The 16,139-nt window shown below is 37.0% G+C and carries 16 protein-coding genes and 1 pseudogene; 11 read left to right on the plus strand and 6 right to left on the minus strand.

Annotation, left to right across the window (positions count from 1 at the left end; all coding sequences use genetic code 11):
* Positions 1–24: 24 nt before the first annotated feature.
* Both ahpC and EHQ24_RS09085 read right to left on the minus strand, forming a co-directional pair.
* A complete protein-coding gene (gene ahpC, locus EHQ24_RS09080; protein ID WP_002973446.1) occupies positions 25–588 on the minus strand; it encodes an alkyl hydroperoxide reductase subunit C in 564 nt (187 codons plus the stop codon).
* Between the two features lie 107 nt (positions 589–695).
* Positions 696–1,613: a hydrogen peroxide-inducible genes activator gene (locus EHQ24_RS09085; RefSeq protein ID WP_135601346.1), complete on the minus strand. Its 918-nt coding sequence runs from the start codon at positions 1,611–1,613 to the stop codon at positions 696–698.
* 91 nt (positions 1,614–1,704) lie between these two features.
* On the opposite strand from EHQ24_RS09085, the gene EHQ24_RS09090 reads away from it, so the two are divergent.
* From EHQ24_RS09090 to EHQ24_RS09140, 11 genes and pseudogenes are all read left to right on the plus strand, one after another.
* The gene (locus tag EHQ24_RS09090; protein ID WP_135601347.1) at positions 1,705–3,630 is read left to right on the plus strand and encodes a PP2C family protein-serine/threonine phosphatase; all 1,926 of its coding nucleotides are present in this window, start codon (positions 1,705–1,707) and stop codon (positions 3,628–3,630) included.
* Between the two features lie 9 nt (positions 3,631–3,639).
* Complete coding sequence (locus EHQ24_RS09095; protein ID WP_135601348.1) at positions 3,640–4,377, plus strand: LytR/AlgR family response regulator transcription factor; 738 nt, start codon at positions 3,640–3,642, stop codon at positions 4,375–4,377.
* Positions 4,378–4,504: 127 nt separating this feature from the next.
* On the plus strand, positions 4,505–4,876 hold the full coding sequence (locus EHQ24_RS09100) for an LIC20211 family lipoprotein (RefSeq protein ID WP_135601349.1): 372 nt from the start codon (positions 4,505–4,507) through the stop codon (positions 4,874–4,876).
* Between the two features lie 8 nt (positions 4,877–4,884).
* Positions 4,885–5,274, plus strand: a complete 390-nt coding sequence (locus tag EHQ24_RS09105; protein WP_244310361.1) for a hypothetical protein — start codon at positions 4,885–4,887, stop codon at positions 5,272–5,274.
* Positions 5,271–5,612, plus strand: a complete 342-nt coding sequence (locus EHQ24_RS09110) for a hypothetical protein (RefSeq protein WP_135601350.1) — start codon at positions 5,271–5,273, stop codon at positions 5,610–5,612. Before EHQ24_RS09105 ends, EHQ24_RS09110 begins: the two co-directional genes overlap by 4 nt.
* On the plus strand, positions 5,584–8,100 hold the full coding sequence (locus tag EHQ24_RS09115; RefSeq protein WP_135601351.1) for a TonB-dependent receptor plug domain-containing protein: 2,517 nt from the start codon (positions 5,584–5,586) through the stop codon (positions 8,098–8,100). Before EHQ24_RS09110 ends, EHQ24_RS09115 begins: the two co-directional genes overlap by 29 nt.
* On the plus strand, positions 8,100–8,603 hold the full coding sequence (locus EHQ24_RS09120) for a hypothetical protein (RefSeq protein WP_135601352.1): 504 nt from the start codon (positions 8,100–8,102) through the stop codon (positions 8,601–8,603). The genes EHQ24_RS09115 and EHQ24_RS09120 overlap by 1 nt, the downstream gene beginning before the upstream one ends.
* A gap of 1 nt (position 8,604) precedes the next feature.
* A complete protein-coding gene (locus tag EHQ24_RS09125; RefSeq protein ID WP_135601353.1) occupies positions 8,605–9,219 on the plus strand; it encodes a MotA/TolQ/ExbB proton channel family protein in 615 nt (204 codons plus the stop codon).
* Positions 9,220–9,221: 2 nt separating this feature from the next.
* Positions 9,222–9,623 (plus strand): ExbD/TolR family protein, encoded by a 402-nt coding sequence (locus EHQ24_RS09130; RefSeq protein ID WP_135601354.1) that lies wholly within the window; start codon positions 9,222–9,224, stop codon positions 9,621–9,623.
* Positions 9,624–9,793: 170 nt separating this feature from the next.
* A pseudogene (locus EHQ24_RS09135) lies at positions 9,794–10,273 on the plus strand (energy transducer TonB); the annotation flags it as partial.
* A 9-nt stretch (positions 10,274–10,282) separates the two neighbouring features.
* Entirely contained in the window at positions 10,283–12,199 is a 1,917-nt protein-coding gene (locus EHQ24_RS09140) for a sensor histidine kinase (RefSeq protein ID WP_135601356.1), read from the plus strand.
* Here the strand turns inward: EHQ24_RS09140 and EHQ24_RS09145 are convergent.
* From EHQ24_RS09145 to EHQ24_RS09160, 4 genes are read right to left on the minus strand one after another with little or no spacing between them, the layout of a single operon-like run.
* Positions 12,177–12,701 carry an SCO family protein gene (locus EHQ24_RS09145; RefSeq protein ID WP_425270090.1) on the minus strand — a complete coding sequence of 175 codons (525 nt, stop codon included), beginning with the start codon at positions 12,699–12,701 and terminating at the stop codon, positions 12,177–12,179. The two genes, EHQ24_RS09140 and EHQ24_RS09145, sit on opposite strands and share 23 nt — an antisense overlap.
* A gap of 23 nt (positions 12,702–12,724) precedes the next feature.
* Positions 12,725–13,792 (minus strand): multicopper oxidase domain-containing protein, encoded by a 1,068-nt coding sequence (locus EHQ24_RS09150; protein WP_135601358.1) that lies wholly within the window; start codon positions 13,790–13,792, stop codon positions 12,725–12,727.
* Positions 13,793–13,811: 19 nt separating this feature from the next.
* Positions 13,812–14,123 (minus strand): PLDc N-terminal domain-containing protein, encoded by a 312-nt coding sequence (locus EHQ24_RS09155; RefSeq protein ID WP_135601359.1) that lies wholly within the window; start codon positions 14,121–14,123, stop codon positions 13,812–13,814.
* Between the two features lie 15 nt (positions 14,124–14,138).
* The gene (locus EHQ24_RS09160) at positions 14,139–16,112 is read right to left on the minus strand and encodes a right-handed parallel beta-helix repeat-containing protein (protein ID WP_135601360.1); all 1,974 of its coding nucleotides are present in this window, start codon (positions 16,110–16,112) and stop codon (positions 14,139–14,141) included.
* Positions 16,113–16,139: the final 27 nt, after the last annotated feature.

The following is a 16,139-nucleotide window of genomic DNA, read 5'->3' on the forward strand; positions in this document are numbered from 1 at the left end:
GGGTTTTACCCCGCCTAATTTAGTTTAGATTTTTCCTACCAAGTCAAGACCTGGTTTCAAAGTGGAATTACCTGGTTTCCATTTTGCAGGACAAACTTCACCGTCATTGTTTGCAACATACTGCGCTGCTTGTACTTTGCGAACGAGTTCCTCAGCAGAACGTCCAATTCCCAAGTCATGGATCTCAGCAGTTTTGATCACACCTTCTGGATTCACAACGAAGGTTCCTCGAAGTGCTTGGCCATCTTCTTCAATCATAATTCCAAATCCACGTGTGATTTTGCCGGAAGCATCACCGAGCATTGGAAATTTTATTTTTTTGATTGTGTCACTTGCTTCATGCCATGCTTTATGAACGAAATGTGTATCTGTGGAAACAGAGTATACTTCCACTCCCATTTTTTGAAGTTCTTCATAGTAGTCTGCGACGTCGCCAAGTTCCGTAGGACAAACAAAAGTAAAATCTGCAGGATAAAAAACAAATACGGACCATTTTCCGAGAACGTCTTTTTTGCTAATTTTTTTAAAAGCACCGTTATGGAAAGCTTCCGTAGTGAAGTCAGGAATTTGAGTGTTGATATTGGACATTGAATATCCTCCTTTGATGTTAAGAAGAATATATCCCAAATCAGATCATTTGTAAAATAAATACTATAAATGGCATGATTTACAAAAACTATTAACTTATTTTTATGTTAATCTTGGTTGAGTGACACTCCAATGATTTTGAATTTTTCCTTCGAATGATAATCTTTAGGAATTACATTCATAATCAAATTCGTTAGTTTTTTTAGAATTTTAGTTTTATAAAATCCCTTTTTGTATACCAAACTAATTTCTCTGGCGGGTTCGGGAGAATCAAAGGGAACAATACGTTCGGAAGATGGATCGACAGATAACTTTGGTAACAAGGTTACTCCAATCCCCATATCAACCATTCGTTTCAAAGTTTCGACACTTCCACTTTCAATTTTTGCTAGTGAATTGCGATTACAAATTTTCAAAGACTGGTGACGAAAACAATGTTCCTCACCTAGCACAAGTAAGGGATATTTTTCAATATGTTTCATGGAAACGGAACTAGATTTTTCTTTTGCATCTTTTGGATAATAAACAACAAAGGGCTCGTAGTAAAGCGGGTGTTCTACGATATTTGGAATTTTTAACGGAGTGGCAAGAATTCCTAAATCAATTTCTTCTGATTCCAATTTTTCGATAATGGATAGAGTGGGAAGTTCAGAAATTCGAAAATTTACCTTCGAAAATTCGGTTTGTAAACGATTGTAAATGGAAGGAATTAAATAATTACTAACAGTGGGAATGATTCCAATGGATATATTTCCCGCAGGTTCGTCCTTCCATTGACCGGCAATTTCAAAAAGTTTATCCGCTTCCTTCAATGTACTTTTTGCCTGTTCCACTACGGCTTTCCCCAATTTGGTCGTAATGACCGGATTTTTTTTCCGATCAAAAAGTTCAAATCCAAGTTCCTGTTCTACTTTTTGAACTTGTAAACTTAAGGTAGGTTGAGCAACTAAACAATGTTCGGCGGCTTTTGCAAAATTTTTAAACTGATCCAATGCAACAATATATCGAAGTTGGGTAATGGTCATTAGATCCTCTCCAAAAAAATAACTAAAGTGAATGGTCGATGGAAAATCAACTTGCTTTCTCTTTGTACACAACTATCATTAACCGAGACCGATGAGATTTCTCTCATTTATTTTTCCCATTTTACTTACTGCGGTACTTTCGCTTTCCTCGGAACCACTAAAAGTAAGTTCCCAAAACCTGACAACTATGTCCGGTGATTGGACATTTACGTCCCAAGGAGAAACAAAACCCATCCAAGTTGGGAAAGGCCTTTCCCTCCAGGGACTAAACCCACCAATTCACGGAACTTACAAAACAGACTTTTACTACGAACCAAATAACAAACCACTTGGTATCTATTTAGACAGAGTCCAAGAAGTTGATAAACTTTTTATCAACGGAGTATTACTCGGAGAAACTGGTAGTGTCACAGAAGATGGGTTATATTCTCCCAATTGGTATTACAAACGATTGTATTTTATCCCAAGTTCCGTTCTCAAACAAAACGAAATAAACCATTTAGAACTCGAAATCCATTTCCGAAATAAAACCTTTCAAGGTGGAATTTTCCGAAAAATTCCTGTTATGGGAAACTACGATTTATTACAAGAATTCATCATCAATGAAGACGGACGCGATTTTTGTTTTATCATGTTATTTTTTGGGATTGGTGCTTACCAAATTTTTTCAATTGTTCTAAAAAGACAGGCCAAAGCAAATTTTTATCTTTTATTATCCACAATCATATTTGTAATGTGGAGACTCCCTCTTTTAAATATTACTTATACATATACAAACTTTTCTTTTCTATTTTGGTTAAAAGTTTTTTTCACCGCACAAACCTTGCTACCTGTTTCTATTTTTTTATTTAGTTATTCCTTATTCCAAACTAAATTTCATCTAAAAGAACGGTTGTTGATTTTTTTCTTACTTTCTTTAGCATTTTTTCAAACTTGGAACATTGAAATTCCAACTAGAATTTTGCTTTTAAGAGTTTGGGAATTTTCGTTACTCCTTGTTGTATTTTTTGTTGTCCGAGGAGTGATCCGAGCCGCAAAAGAAAAAAAGGCAGAAGCTTACTTCTTAACAGTTGGATTTATTTGTATTTGTATTGGCGCGACTATTGATATCTTAATCGATGTTACATCCGGAAAAAATATATATTTAACCCAATACGGCTTTCTCATCCTAATGATTCTTTCCGGTGTCGCGATCTCTTATCGACATGCAAAAAACGAAAAAGAACTTTCTGTTTTAACTAAAGATTTAGAAATTCGCGTTCGCGAACGTACAATCGAACTGAGAAAAAAAAACGAAGACTTAGAACAAGATTTGTTTTTTGCATCACAATTACAAAATTACCTTTTGCCAAAGGAACATCCAAAAACCAAGGGGATTCGTATCCAAACCACTTATTTACCGATGAAACAAGTGGGAGGTGATTTATACGACTGGGTGGAGTTAGACGAAAATCGTCTGCTTTTGTTAATTGCTGATGTGGCAGGGCACGGAGTTCCCGCTGCTTTTGTCTCTTCCATGGTAAAAGTCCAGTTCCGCGAATCAACCAAAAACATCACCTCTCCCAAAGAAGTATTGGAACATATGAACCGAGCACTCACTTCACTTGTGAGTCGATATTTTATCACTGCTTGTTGTGCTCTCGTTGACACAAATGAAAAAACAGTTATTTTTTCCTCTGCAGGTCACCCGAATCCACTGATTTACAATCGAATCAAAGGTAAATTTGTAACAATGAATGTAAAAGGCCCCATCATTGGTTGGAATGAAACTTTTAAATATAGTGAATCGATCCACAAAATGGAAATTGGAGATCGATATTTCTTTTTTACAGATGGAGTCACGGAAGCTCGCGCCGAAAATAAATTGTTTGGTGAAAGCAAAATACTTGATCTTCTAGAAAGAGGAAAAGACAAGGATATAAAATCATTGTCTAAAGAAATTATTGTTCAAATCTCAAAATTCTCTGAAGAAGAGCTAAAGGACGATGTCACTTTTTTCTTTATCGATATAACATAACTTAAATCCATGGACTCCTCCACTTATTCAGTATTAATCATTGAAGATGAATATCCAGCAAGGATGCTCATGATGGATTATGTTATGAACTGTTCGGAACTAAAACTTGCTGGTATGGCAGAAAGTGGAGACAAAGCATTAAACCTTCTGCAGGAAAAAAAATTTGATTTAGTTTTTATGGATATAAACCTTCCTGCTGTGAATGGGATGGATATTTTAAGAAAGGAACATAGCAAATCTACATTTTTTATCATTACTACTGCTTATAGTGAACATGCTGTGGATGCCTTCGATTTGGATGCAACCGATTATTTGCTTAAACCTTTTTCCTTTGAAAGATTTAGAAAATCCGTAGATAAGGCACTTCGTTTTCTACAAGAATCAAAACAAACAAATTCCTCTAAAGAAGAAAAGAAAACCCATCTCAAAATCCAATCTGATTCGGCAGTGTTTTTATTACCCCTAAACGACATCCATTTTATATCAGCAAATAACAAAAGTTGTGTGGTTCATACATCACAAAAAGATTACGAAACTTCGAAATTACTAAAGGAAATTGAAGAAAAATTACCTTCAGAACGATTCATCAGAATCCACAAGGGGTTTTTAGTTAATTTAGATTTTGTTACAAGTTTACGTTATGATAAAGGTGGATCTTATACCATCCAATTAAAAAACGAAGACGAAACCACGTTACCTGTGGGTCGTTCTTTTGCGCAAAATCTCAAAGAAGCCCTCAAATTATAACCGATTCCTATTTCACTCCGGAATATGTAGCGTTCATTCCCAGTTAAGTAGTTAATGAACGTTAACGTAAATTATCCATTGACCAAAGGACGAGAAATGGGATTTAGATACGAACGGAGTCCATCTCATGAAACATTTTATAAAAAATACAGTTATCTTCATTTTCTCTATTATTTTAGCTAATTGTGCTTCTTCCTCTGTTGGAATTGCCACAAGCAACAAACCAATCCCAAACACTCCTTATGAAACTACAAAAACTGTTGAGAAAACTTTTACATGGTATGCTCTTGATTTCATTGTTTTTGGTGTCCCTCTTACAGAACCACCCATTACTGATTTGTATGGGAAGTTAATGGAAGAAGAGTCGGGAGATGCTTTAGTTAATATACGTTATTGGAATGATAAGTCAATTTTTGGCCCAGTGACTAGATACAGATTCACTGTGAAAGGTGACTTGGTTCGTTTTTCATCACAATCTAATACTAAAAACAAAAGATAGTGTCACAAATGAAAACTACCATTCTCAAAATTTTTATAAGTTTTTTGTCGGCCACAATAATGGCGATGGGTTGCATCGGTTCTCATGTACCCAAAGACATCTATTTATATGATTCTGCAACAGTTGTCCGTTCTACAGATTATAAAATTTTAGGCAAAGGGACAGGACAAGATTCCGCTTTTTATTTACTTGGAATGTTTCCTGTGACAAAAGCACCTAACGTGGAACTCGCGATGAGTCAAATTTTAGAAAAATATCCTACTGGAAAAACTCTCATCAATATCCAAATCCAAAGAGAAGACAAAGCATACTTCCCACTGGGTCTTGTTACCGTTGTTAATGTGACTGCAGATGTGGTTGGACAAGAAGAAACTCCAACACCAAAAGGTGACAAATGAAGATTCGAATATTGTTTTTTTTATTTGTTATCGGACTTCTCTTTAATTGTGGCCCATCAGTAGATCGTGTCGAAACAGATGATGCACAGAGCCAAGTATATGCAGCGGCAAAATTTGCCTCAGAAAAATGTGGGAATCCCATTCCTAACCCACCGCTGGTCATTTTAAACAAACCAATCCAAAGAAATTTAGATTTTTGTACGATCGCGATTACTCGTACGGAATGTCCATTCCTTGGATATCCTTTACCCTGTACCCTCATTTACCTCGAACAAGAAACGGGAGACCTCCCATGGTATTTAAACTTCAATGAACTCAGTAAAATTCAAATTAAATAATCGATTCATATTTGGGATTTTTCTTCTTTGTTTAGGATCTCCAGTTTTGGCCGTGAGTATTCGCGCCAAACTCATCAATCCGAAAAAAGAAATCGCAGAGAAAAATTTATCCGTTTTGATTTTTGAAACCAAAAAATTTGCACAGACTGATACAGAAGGAAATGTTACACTCGATTTTCCATCTCCAGGTGATTACACCTTACGTTTATTACGTGATACGGGGATTCAAGAAATCAGAATTTCTGTTGGATCTGAAGATGAAACAAGAACAATCTACACAGAAAAAAAAGCGAGTGCTCCTAGAACAGGAATCGTAGTCGAAGGGGAAAGAGAAAAAACCATTGCATCCAGAACTAAAGTTCGTTACGAAGAAATCAAAAGGATGCCAGGAACCTTTGGCGAGGCTCTTCGTGCTTTGGAAACACTTCCTGGAGTCATTCCCAATATCGGTTTTGGTGGTGGTGCCAATGGAATCATCGTTCGTGGTGCCAATCCCAATGCCAACACCTATCTGTATGATGACCTCCCAATTTTATATCCATTCCACTTAGATGGGTTAACATCGGTCATTCATAATGATTTAATCAAATCCATTGACTTATATTCTGGCGCCTATCCAGCAAACTTCAATAATGCGACCGGTGGTATCATCGAAATTGAAACTGTAGATTCAGTTCAAAAAACCAAAGGTGCCTTTCAAGTCTCTTTATGGAATACTACTGCTTATGCGGCCACTCCCACTTCTGGAGGAAAAGGGTATCTTGCCATTGCTGGTAAACTTGGATATCTGGACAAAACCTTAGGAGCCACTGGTTTATTACCTGAAGGAATCCGTCTTCCACGTTACAACGATTCACAAATCAAATATGTTCATAACTTTACGCCAGAACATCAAATTGCTTTTTATAACCTTTCAGCCCAAGACAACTTTGCCATTGATGTACCTAACAAACCATCAAATGATCCAACGGCAGCTTCGTTCGCACTCCTTAGTGGAGCAAGGGCAAGTTTTGGACAAAGTTTTCGAACGACAGCGCTTCGTTATACTTGGATTCCTGGTGACAAGTTTCAAAACCGTATTACACTGATTAACTTTGATCCTATTGGTGAGTATAATGTTGGTTTTGGATCCATCCAAGGAAAACAATACCAACGGGGTAGTTATGTTGGGGTTCGTCAGGATGCGTATTGGACAGCGACACGATTCCTAAAAATAGATTTTGGAACTGAAGTTAGAAAATTTTCCTTCAGAGATTATGGTACGGAGGTAGCTTTACGAGATCCAACCAATCCGGCACCTAACCCATACAATTCAGCAAACCCTGACTTTGTTGGTCGTCCTCTTAACATTCAAGGAAATACTCCTTATTACAACGCATATACAACGTTACATTTCAAATATGGAAACTTTGCTTTTGAGCCAGGTGTACGTTACGATTATGTTCAAGTCACTGGTAATGGAGCTTTGACTCCAAGGGCCACAGCTTCCTATACATTCCCAGAGGTGGGACAAGGTCTAACTTTTTATGGAAGTGGCGGAGACGTTTCAAGATTTCCTCTTACAACCAACTTCAATGCAGAAACAGGAAACCCAGATTTACGATTTGAAAGAGCAAGGAAAATCAGTGCAGGGATTGATCAAAAAATTGATCAAGTTTGGCAGGTTAAAATGGAAGTTTTTAAAAACAACTTCACTGATACCATCATCGATGATCCATACGTTTCCACTCCCGTTGGTTTAAATCCAGATAAAGGACAATGGTTGACTCAGCCAATTGTTTCCAATCGTCCTTTAAATTATTCAAACAGAGCAACTGGTTGGTCACATGGATACGAACTATTAATTCGAAAAAATGCACGCCCGGGAACAAGAGATTGGTTCGGCTGGATTTCCTATACTTGGTCACAATCCTTTCAGAATACAAACTTATACCAAGTTTACGAAGGTGACAATTCGCAAGTTGGTGGTATTGAGAGAAAAATTTTAGCTGCATACTTTCCAAATTCAAAAGAGCAGTTGGCACCTTGGGATAGAACTCACGTTGCCAATTTTATCTATGGATGGCGAGTCACAGAGAGTTATCAAATTGGTGGTCGTTGGAGTTATTTAACATCTGTTCCTTCAAGGCCTGTGATTGGTGATGACGGTGGTAAATTTTCAAATCCGCTTAATGGACTAACTTATTGGAACCCACAATATTCTAATAATCCGTATACCTCTGAGTATGGTTATGTAAAACGGGGTACTGACTTCCATCGTTTAGACATTCGATTTGATATATTTGAAAACTATTCGTGGGGATATCTAAATTGGTATTTAGAAATCGTAAACGTATATATGAGAAAAAACAAAAACGGTTTTGATTATGATAACTCAAGACCATTCTCAGCTACGAATCCCAGAGAGAGTGATACCTTCGGAACCTTACAACTTCCAGGTGGAACCGTCATTCCTTTCTTTAACGTTGGGATGGAGGTGCATTTCTAATGAAACATTTCATTCTTATCAGTTGTCTAATATTTGGTATCTCTTGTTCTGAACCTAAAAAGTTTGAAGATTCATACAAAGAAACTGTATTGTTACAATACCTTATGACGGCAAACGCACCTCAAGAAACATGTGAATCAATGATTACAAACAAAGATTTATGTTTCAAAGCTTATGCCACTGCAATTGGTACGACTTTTACGGAAACTACGGCTTCAGTAAAAACAAGCACATGCCAAACAATGCTTTCAAACGCAGCATATAAAAATATGTCAGGGATTGCACAAACCTGTGCCTTCAATTGCCAGGTGACTGATTGGAAATCTAAAACTGATTCAGGAGTTTGTACTAAGTCTACAATTCCTGCGTTAATAGAATCAAGTTTAATTGGTTCAGGAGTGAATGCTTGTTTACGATCTTGTTTTTCATCAACAAACAACCAAATCAGTGCAGATCAAATTCCATTATATCTATTATTTAACAACATTCAAAACGGAGACTAATATGCAAGAGTATGTAGAAATAGGTGAGGAATTAATCTTTATTGCAATGGGAATTGCGAGTGTGATTGCACTCGCCGTATTTGCAGAGAGATTCATTTATTATAAAAAATCTTTAGGTAAAAAAAACGAAGATTATCTAACTGAAGTTAGAACATCATTACAAGAAGAACCAGAAATTCACTGGAAAACAGATGCGGGTGAAGAATCTATCTATACAAGATTCCTACAATTTGCTCTCAAACAATTAAAATTAGGCAGAAAAGGTTTGGATGAAAGTTTAGATGGCCAAATTTTATCCGAAAAATTGGAATTAGAAAAACGATTACCTATCTTAAATACACTTGGTAACAACGCTCCTTTTATTGGACTTTTAGGAACCGTATTAGGTGTCATCAAAGCCTTCTATGGTTTGGGAACTTTGGGAAGTTCTGGAGCAGAAGTGGTGATGCGTTCCATTTCAACAGCTCTACTCGCAACAGCGGCTGGTCTTGCAGTGGCCATTCCAGTAGTAATGGCAAACAATTATTTTTCAAGAAAGTCCAAGGTGATTTTACAGAATTTAGAAATTCTGAAAAAAGAACTACTCTCTTATCAAATGAATAAGACAAAGGTATAATTATGGCTGGAGCATCAGGTTCACAAGACGAAGAAATTGGAAGTATAAACATCACCCCAATGGTGGATGTGATTTTAGTACTTCTTGTCATTTTTATGGTAACAGCAAACTTTCTAAAGAAAGAAAGTTTAAATATCAATTTACCAAAAGTGCAAGCTGCTGATCCGAACGTTGCCGAGTCGGTACAAGTTGCCATTACAAAAACAGGCGCTCTCCTTTTGGAAGGAAAAGATACTGACGTTACCGGTTTAGTTCGTAATCTCGAAAGAGAGGCAAAAATTAGACCTAATATGCGTTTAACTCTATCTGCAGATGAAAGCCTTCCTTATGGTAAAATTACGGAGCTGATGGGAATCATCCGAAAAGCGGGTGTTACTAAAATTGCCCTCAGTGTAAAAAAATGAACCGTTTAGCGGAGTTATGGAAATTATTTAAATTTTCTATCAAAGAAAATAGGGAACGTTTGTTTCATGTTTGTTTGATTGGGAGTTTATTTGTCCATACCGCAACTTACGCTGGTTATAAGATAAGTCAATTGCGTGGTGATGAAGTCGTTGAAGAATCTAACTTTGAAGATGTAGATGTTAGTTTTGAAGAAATTCCTCCTGAACTCATTGGTGGAACATCTTCCCCTGCACCCATCGAAAAACAAGAATGGGTGGAGGGTAGTAACAAAGACAAAGCCGATGAACCAGATAACTCGGATATCAATCCAAACCAACTCTCTGGTAACGGAACTGATAAAGATGGATATTTGTTTTCATTCAATGGAGACAAAATGCCTACGGCAATCATTGACTTTGATTTAAGAGAGTATTTTCCTCCCCAAGCGAAAGCTGCCAATATTGTAGAGAAACAAGTTGTTTTACTTGTTCAAGTGAATGAAGATGGTAGTTTACAATCTGCAAAAATTGTTTCTGGCCGAGTTGGTTATGGATTTGAAGAAGCTGCGTTGAAACTCATCAAACGCGTACGTTTCAGCCCAGGATATGTCCAAGGTCAACCTAAGAAAATGGCGCACAGATTGCCTATTTTGTTTTCATTAGAAGACTAAGCTCTCGGTATGTTAAACCTAGGTGGCAGATTTTTAGAAAAACCAACTCTATCCATCTGCCTCCTTTTTCTCGTATTCTCTGTTTCTATTTCCTCTTATGTTTATTCCATCACCAAACCAACTGATAGTTCATTAGCAGAATATTATCTTGCAGAAAACACGGAGTACTTTGTTGGTGATATCCCGACAAATGATGATGGCGAAATCGATTTTCAAAAAATGCATAAAGTATATTGGGAATCTATTTCTGGTTGGATCAATGATTCTGAACTCCAACGAATCACGGATTCAGAATTTATTTGGTTACGTTCAAAGGCATTGCCGAATCACAAAACAAAGGAAGAACTATATTTTTTAATCGAACATGGTGGTTTAAATTTAGAGATATTTAATGAATATGGAGATTCTATTTTTAAATATGGAAATTTTTTAGACCAGGAAAGGCTCCCTAACATATTCCAATCAAAATTTAATTGGGTAAAAATCCCCAATGATGATTCAAACTACTATTACCTAAGGTTGTATCACAAAAAAGGAATTCTCTTTGTGATTACCATCGTGGAGAATTTAGTTGGAAAACAAACAGCACTCTATAGAGAAATTGCTTTAAAAAACCTAACACCAATTTTTTTCCATTCATTCTTCTTAATGATTGGTATCATCTGCGCTTTGGTATTTTTTATTGAATATAAAAAACAATATAATATATTACTTGATTTTGCCGCATTTTCATTATGTTTTGGCCTTCTTGGTCTCACATCCAACGTACTCATCCGATATCTATTTACAAACTCAGAAACTTTATTTATACTCACTACGGTTGCATCAAATTTTGTTTTTATTCCAATGTTATCAGGTGTGCGTCGCCTTTTCGGAAGCGGAAGATACAAAGTTCTCGATATATTAATTTATATAGATGTTGTTATTTGTTCTGCGACGACCATACTCGTTTTTTCACTCCCTTTTGTTGATAGTGCTCATTCGTTACTAATTAGTAGCAGAAGTTTTTTCCTTTTATTCAATCTTTTGAATATTCTAGGACCGATCTACATTACCTTTGAGTCTTGGAAAAAAGGCAATCCTGAAGCATTTGGTCATTTTATAGGATTTAGCGTTACACTCCTCCTAGTAATCATAGAAATTTTTCTCGCAATCAAATCGAACGATAACTCTACAAATAAAGTAGTTCTTTGGGGTGTTCTTTTCGGAGTGATATCCCAAGGATTTGCATTAGAACGTGCGATCTTTGCCAACAGACAAAAAGCACAAGTATACAAAGAAGATTTATTAAAAGCTGAAAAATCCCTAAAAGAAAGCCAACTCAAAACTCTCCAAACAAAAATGAGCCCGCATTATTTGTTTAATTCTTTAAACACGATCCACGCACTCCATAAAATTAAACCAGAGTTAATTGGCGATGCCATTTTGAGTCTCGCTAATAACTATCGATTTATCTCTGATAGAACTGACAGAGATTGGATTCCTTTTGAAGAAGAATGGAATTTTTTAGAGGATTACCTCCATCTTCAAAAATTAAGATTTTATGATACTGTCAAAATTGATTTTAAAAAGTCTGGGGATTTTTCTTCGGTAATCCTGCCCCCATTACTTCTCCAACCCATCATAGAAAATTCTTTTAAACATGGGTTTAGAGGTTCAGCAGAAGAACAGTTCCAACTTTTCATTCATGCAAAAATGATCCGAGATTCTGTTTTTAGTTTTGTGGTTTATGATAATGGAATCGGAATTCCAGAGGAACTCCTGGCAGACAAAACAAAACTCCTGGAAAGATCTCTTGGGAATATCAAAGAACGATTAAGGAATTTATATTCAGAGTTTAGTTTTGAAGTGACGCGGAACTTTCCGGAAGGTGCAAGAACAGAAATAGAAATTATACTAACATCTAAAGTTCAGCAAGTTCCCTAAGTTTGGTTGCTAATGCATTGGCTGAAACTCCACCAGGAAAATTTGTCAGTGTATTCAAGTCCTCATCTAACACATAAATAAAATTTGAATGATCAATTCTGTAATTATTTCCAGTCCCTACTTTTTCTCTAACAATCCCAAACAAATCTGTTAGTTTTATTAATGATTCAGCATTGGGAGAAAGTGCAGTTAAATTTTTACCAGGGAAGTTTTGTATGTAGTTTTTTAAAGTAGAAGGAGAATCTCTTTCCGGATCTAAGGTAACAAAAATAAATCGGAACCGATTTGATTTTTCACCGAGAATCAGCGAAGCCCTTCCAAAATTTGTCAAAGCCAAAGGACACATATCGGGACAATGTGAAAAACCAAAATACAATACAGATTTTTTTTCAGACCAAAACTTAGGTTCGAGTACACTTCCATCTGGTCTTACAAAGGATAAATGTTTCCATTCTTCTTTGATTTTATCTTCTTTGGATTGACAACACAATCCCAAACTCATCAAAAATATTAAGCTAAAAATTGTTATACGGCGACGATCCAACCCATTCCTCCATTTTCAGCCATATGTGTTTGGTGTGGATGGAACATATAACGACCTTTTTTCTTAAGCACAAATTCAATCACAACACGTTCTGTTTGTCCAATCGAAACCACATCAGAATGTCCATCAGGAACCGTTGTTCCTAAACTACGAATGATATCAAATGTTTGAGCATGTAAATGGAAGGTAATGATGGGTTCTCTTTCCATCATATTCTGGATATAAAACCGAACGCGTTCCCCCACAGGAACTTTCATCGGATAACGATCATAAATTCCTGCGATTCCATTCCATGTATAATAATCGTTTCGCCCTTTACCTTTTGTATCCCATCCAGAAAATGTCAGAACAAATTCATGAGCAGGTGGTCTTTTGGTAGGAGGGTCTACTAGAAGAGCACCATACAAACCTTTGGCGGTATGAACCATGAGTGGTGGCACATGGCAATGGTAAGGATGAAGGCCCACTGGCCCCGCTTCTATCTGATAGGTTCTTTCTCCAAAAGCCGGGATTGGTTCCCAACCATCTTCCATAGGATCGTGTGTTCCATGAAAATGTAAAGAATGAGGATCGGGACTTGAATTTTTAACATGGATCCGAAGTGTATCTCCTAAGTTGGCACGAAGCACTGGGCCTGGAACTAAACCATCAAATGTCCAAGCAGGATAATTTACATTATGAGCAATATTCATACTCAAAGGAAAAAGATTGAGGTTAAAATCTTTCACTTTCGAGTTCGAATTTTTATAGTTAGGTGGATAGTAAAACCGTTCGGTGTATTCTTCTTTGATGAAAAATGGTGGGTGTGCCATACTTCCATAAGTATTGGTTCCACGTAAACTCCCACCTGCCCCAATCGAATTTTGGTAATTATCACTGACTGTGGGAGTGGTCACCACTCCAAAGTTCACAGCACTTGAAGAATTAGAATCGGAAGGTCCACAAATTTCATCAGAGTTACGAGAATTGAATTTTATGGATCCAAAAAGAGATCCAACAAGTCCCGTAATTCCAAATCCTAATGCAGTTAAAAAACTCTTCCGATCCATAATCAAACTCTCTTAAAAACTAAATGTGAGAAATTAAACTCAAAACCCAAACAAGAACCAAAACACCTAGGCCGCCGCCGACTGCTGTTTGTTTGAATTTTTTCTCATACTCGGTGTCAGCAACTAACAAATATACTGCTGGCCCAACCACAGGAACTACTAAAATTACCAGAGACCAAATGATTTGTTTTGTAGTATCCATTCCATTTTGTTTAGAAAGTCCAAACAAAGCCAAAGGTGCCCAAACCATTGTTAAAACAAAGGGGAGGTAATACGCGTAAGATCCGATAAAGTATGTCCAAAAACTTGGGGTTGCAAATGTTGTTTCCATAAATAAACTCCTATATTAAGTTAAAGACGGTTCTGTTACTGCCGTCATCGCATAGCCAGCATAAGCTAGTATTGTTAAAAAAAGTAAAATTCCACCAATGACTACGGTATTTCGAACCACTCGTGAAATTTTGGATTCCTTTGAATACAAATATACCAAAGAACCAATAAAAGGAACGAGTAATACCAACCAAAAGTAAAAATCTAGTTTTGCACCTTTAGCGGAGAATCGATCCAACATGGCAAGTCCTGTCCAAGCGGCAAAAATAGCAAACGGCAACAAATAACCCATGATATGGAAATACCATGTTTTTAATGTTCCCGGGAAATGGACTCTCCAACCAGAAGTATACATTTTGTTAGTTGCTGCGTCAAATTCCACTTGGCTGAGTTTCGGTAGTTCCGCTGTATCAATCAATCCTTTGTTTGATTCAAAGACATCATGTGCAGGAATTATAGATTCCAAACTTTCCTTTGGCATATTGGATTGTGCCGGAGGAATGGGTTGGTTTTTATAAGAACCTAATACAAATTCACGAAGGTTCGCCTGAACAAATAAAGCTAGCAAACCAATACTAGACGACATATCACCTATATGTGGATAACGAAGTCCAGAACAAGACTGAAGTGATTCTAATAGCGGTGGGCTCGAAACTCCATAAGAATTGCCTTCAAAACAGTTCCCCACATTCACAGGCCCACTGAGAGCAATGTCTCCGCGACCGGAATGGTAAACCTTGTTGTTCCTCACGACGTTGTTATTGGAGATCCAAATATTTTCATCGATATTCATGGTGACTAAAATACCATAATTGTTGTGGTTAAAAACTAAATTGTCTTCCACAAGATTTTCAAGTGCCCCAAGAAGTGCGATACCATTTCCAATGGATGGGTATTCTAATTTTTTGGAAGGAGCATTGGTATTGTTGTTATCATAAACAATATTCTTTTTGACCACAATCTGCTTTTGTGGAGGAAGTAACTCGCGATCCAATGTATTTGGTCCAATTCCCAATTGGTTTTTTCTCCAAATAGAAGATAACAAATACAAGTTTCCACTTGAATTGGTTCCCGAATAACCAAGTGCATTGTTCTCTGAAATTACATCATTTATAATCGCATTACATGGATTACACTGTCCGATGTAAAATCCCGAATCAGGAGATCCAGAAGCATACGAATGTTCCATAAGTCCATCTTCGGAATCAAAAGCATAAATACCATAATCACCGTTATTGTATGCAGTTAGATATGATCCGCGATATCCTTTTACACCCGTCCAATAAACACCATTGAGTGTTGCATTTCTGGTGGTAAGGTTTTCAACAGCCACACCATCAGCACCCACAACCATAATTCCATTACCACGCAAGAATTCACCGTCAATGATGGTTTCATTACGGTCTTCTCCACGAATCACAATCGAAGGAGTGGTAACAGTTACTTCTTCTTTATAAATTCCTTTTGCAACTAATACAAGATCCCCAGGTGACGCTGCGTCCACAGCATTTTGAATGGTTTTGTATTGAGATGGAACTTTTCGAGTCACTCCTGACCACTTCTTGGATATTTTTGATTTAGCTATGTTTGTTTGTGGATTGTAAGCGGCATCTCCAATCACAGCAACACCAGTCATTCCAATTTTACCATCAGGAGAAGCATGGAAGGAACAAAAATAAGGGTAAACACCTTCTTCCGGAAAAAACACATCTGTATGGGCACCGCGGAACATCGCTAAGTTGCCAAATGTTTTTTCTGTTGTCCAATCCTTGGTGATGGATATGGCATTGTGAGGATTGTTTCCTTCGTTCACAAATCGAATTTTACCGCCTTTGAATGTGCGAATGACAGGCGGGTGAAAGGCATTGTCCATCATGGTAACGTGGACAAACGCCGAATTGGCCGGATCTTCCGAATTACAATGATTCATACCAAACGTTATGAATCCCGTAAGGAAGATTCCTAATAGAATCTTTTTTGTCTTTTGCATAGGTATTTCCCAGAACATGAGGACTTC

The sequence above is a fragment of the Leptospira noumeaensis genome (assembly GCF_004770765.1).
GTDB classification, from domain to species: domain Bacteria; phylum Spirochaetota; class Leptospiria; order Leptospirales; family Leptospiraceae; genus Leptospira_A; species Leptospira_A noumeaensis.

Bases quoted from the DNA above. Each gene is read 5' to 3' on its own strand.
- ahpC (WP_002973446.1), bottom strand. From the start codon at position 588: ATGTCCAATATCAACACTCAAATTCCTGACTTCACTACGGAAGCTTTC.
- EHQ24_RS09085 (WP_135601346.1), bottom strand. From the start codon at position 1,613: ATGACCATTACCCAACTTCGATATATTGTTGCATTGGATCAGTTTAAA.
- EHQ24_RS09090 (WP_135601347.1), top strand. From the start codon at position 1,705: ATGAGATTTCTCTCATTTATTTTTCCCATTTTACTTACTGCGGTACTT.
- EHQ24_RS09095 (WP_135601348.1), top strand. From the start codon at position 3,640: ATGGACTCCTCCACTTATTCAGTATTAATCATTGAAGATGAATATCCA.
- EHQ24_RS09100 (WP_135601349.1), top strand. From the start codon at position 4,505: ATGAAACATTTTATAAAAAATACAGTTATCTTCATTTTCTCTATTATT.
- EHQ24_RS09105 (WP_244310361.1), top strand. From the start codon at position 4,885: ATGAAAACTACCATTCTCAAAATTTTTATAAGTTTTTTGTCGGCCACA.
- EHQ24_RS09110 (WP_135601350.1), top strand. From the start codon at position 5,271: ATGAAGATTCGAATATTGTTTTTTTTATTTGTTATCGGACTTCTCTTT.
- EHQ24_RS09115 (WP_135601351.1), top strand. From the start codon at position 5,584: ATGAACTCAGTAAAATTCAAATTAAATAATCGATTCATATTTGGGATT.
- EHQ24_RS09120 (WP_135601352.1), top strand. From the start codon at position 8,100: ATGAAACATTTCATTCTTATCAGTTGTCTAATATTTGGTATCTCTTGT.
- EHQ24_RS09125 (WP_135601353.1), top strand. From the start codon at position 8,605: ATGCAAGAGTATGTAGAAATAGGTGAGGAATTAATCTTTATTGCAATG.
- EHQ24_RS09130 (WP_135601354.1), top strand. From the start codon at position 9,222: ATGGCTGGAGCATCAGGTTCACAAGACGAAGAAATTGGAAGTATAAAC.
- EHQ24_RS09140 (WP_135601356.1), top strand. From the start codon at position 10,283: ATGTTAAACCTAGGTGGCAGATTTTTAGAAAAACCAACTCTATCCATC.
- EHQ24_RS09145 (WP_425270090.1), bottom strand. From the start codon at position 12,701: ATGAGTTTGGGATTGTGTTGTCAATCCAAAGAAGATAAAATCAAAGAA.
- EHQ24_RS09150 (WP_135601358.1), bottom strand. From the start codon at position 13,792: ATGGATCGGAAGAGTTTTTTAACTGCATTAGGATTTGGAATTACGGGA.
- EHQ24_RS09155 (WP_135601359.1), bottom strand. From the start codon at position 14,123: ATGGAAACAACATTTGCAACCCCAAGTTTTTGGACATACTTTATCGGA.
- EHQ24_RS09160 (WP_135601360.1), bottom strand. From the start codon at position 16,112: ATGCAAAAGACAAAAAAGATTCTATTAGGAATCTTCCTTACGGGATTC.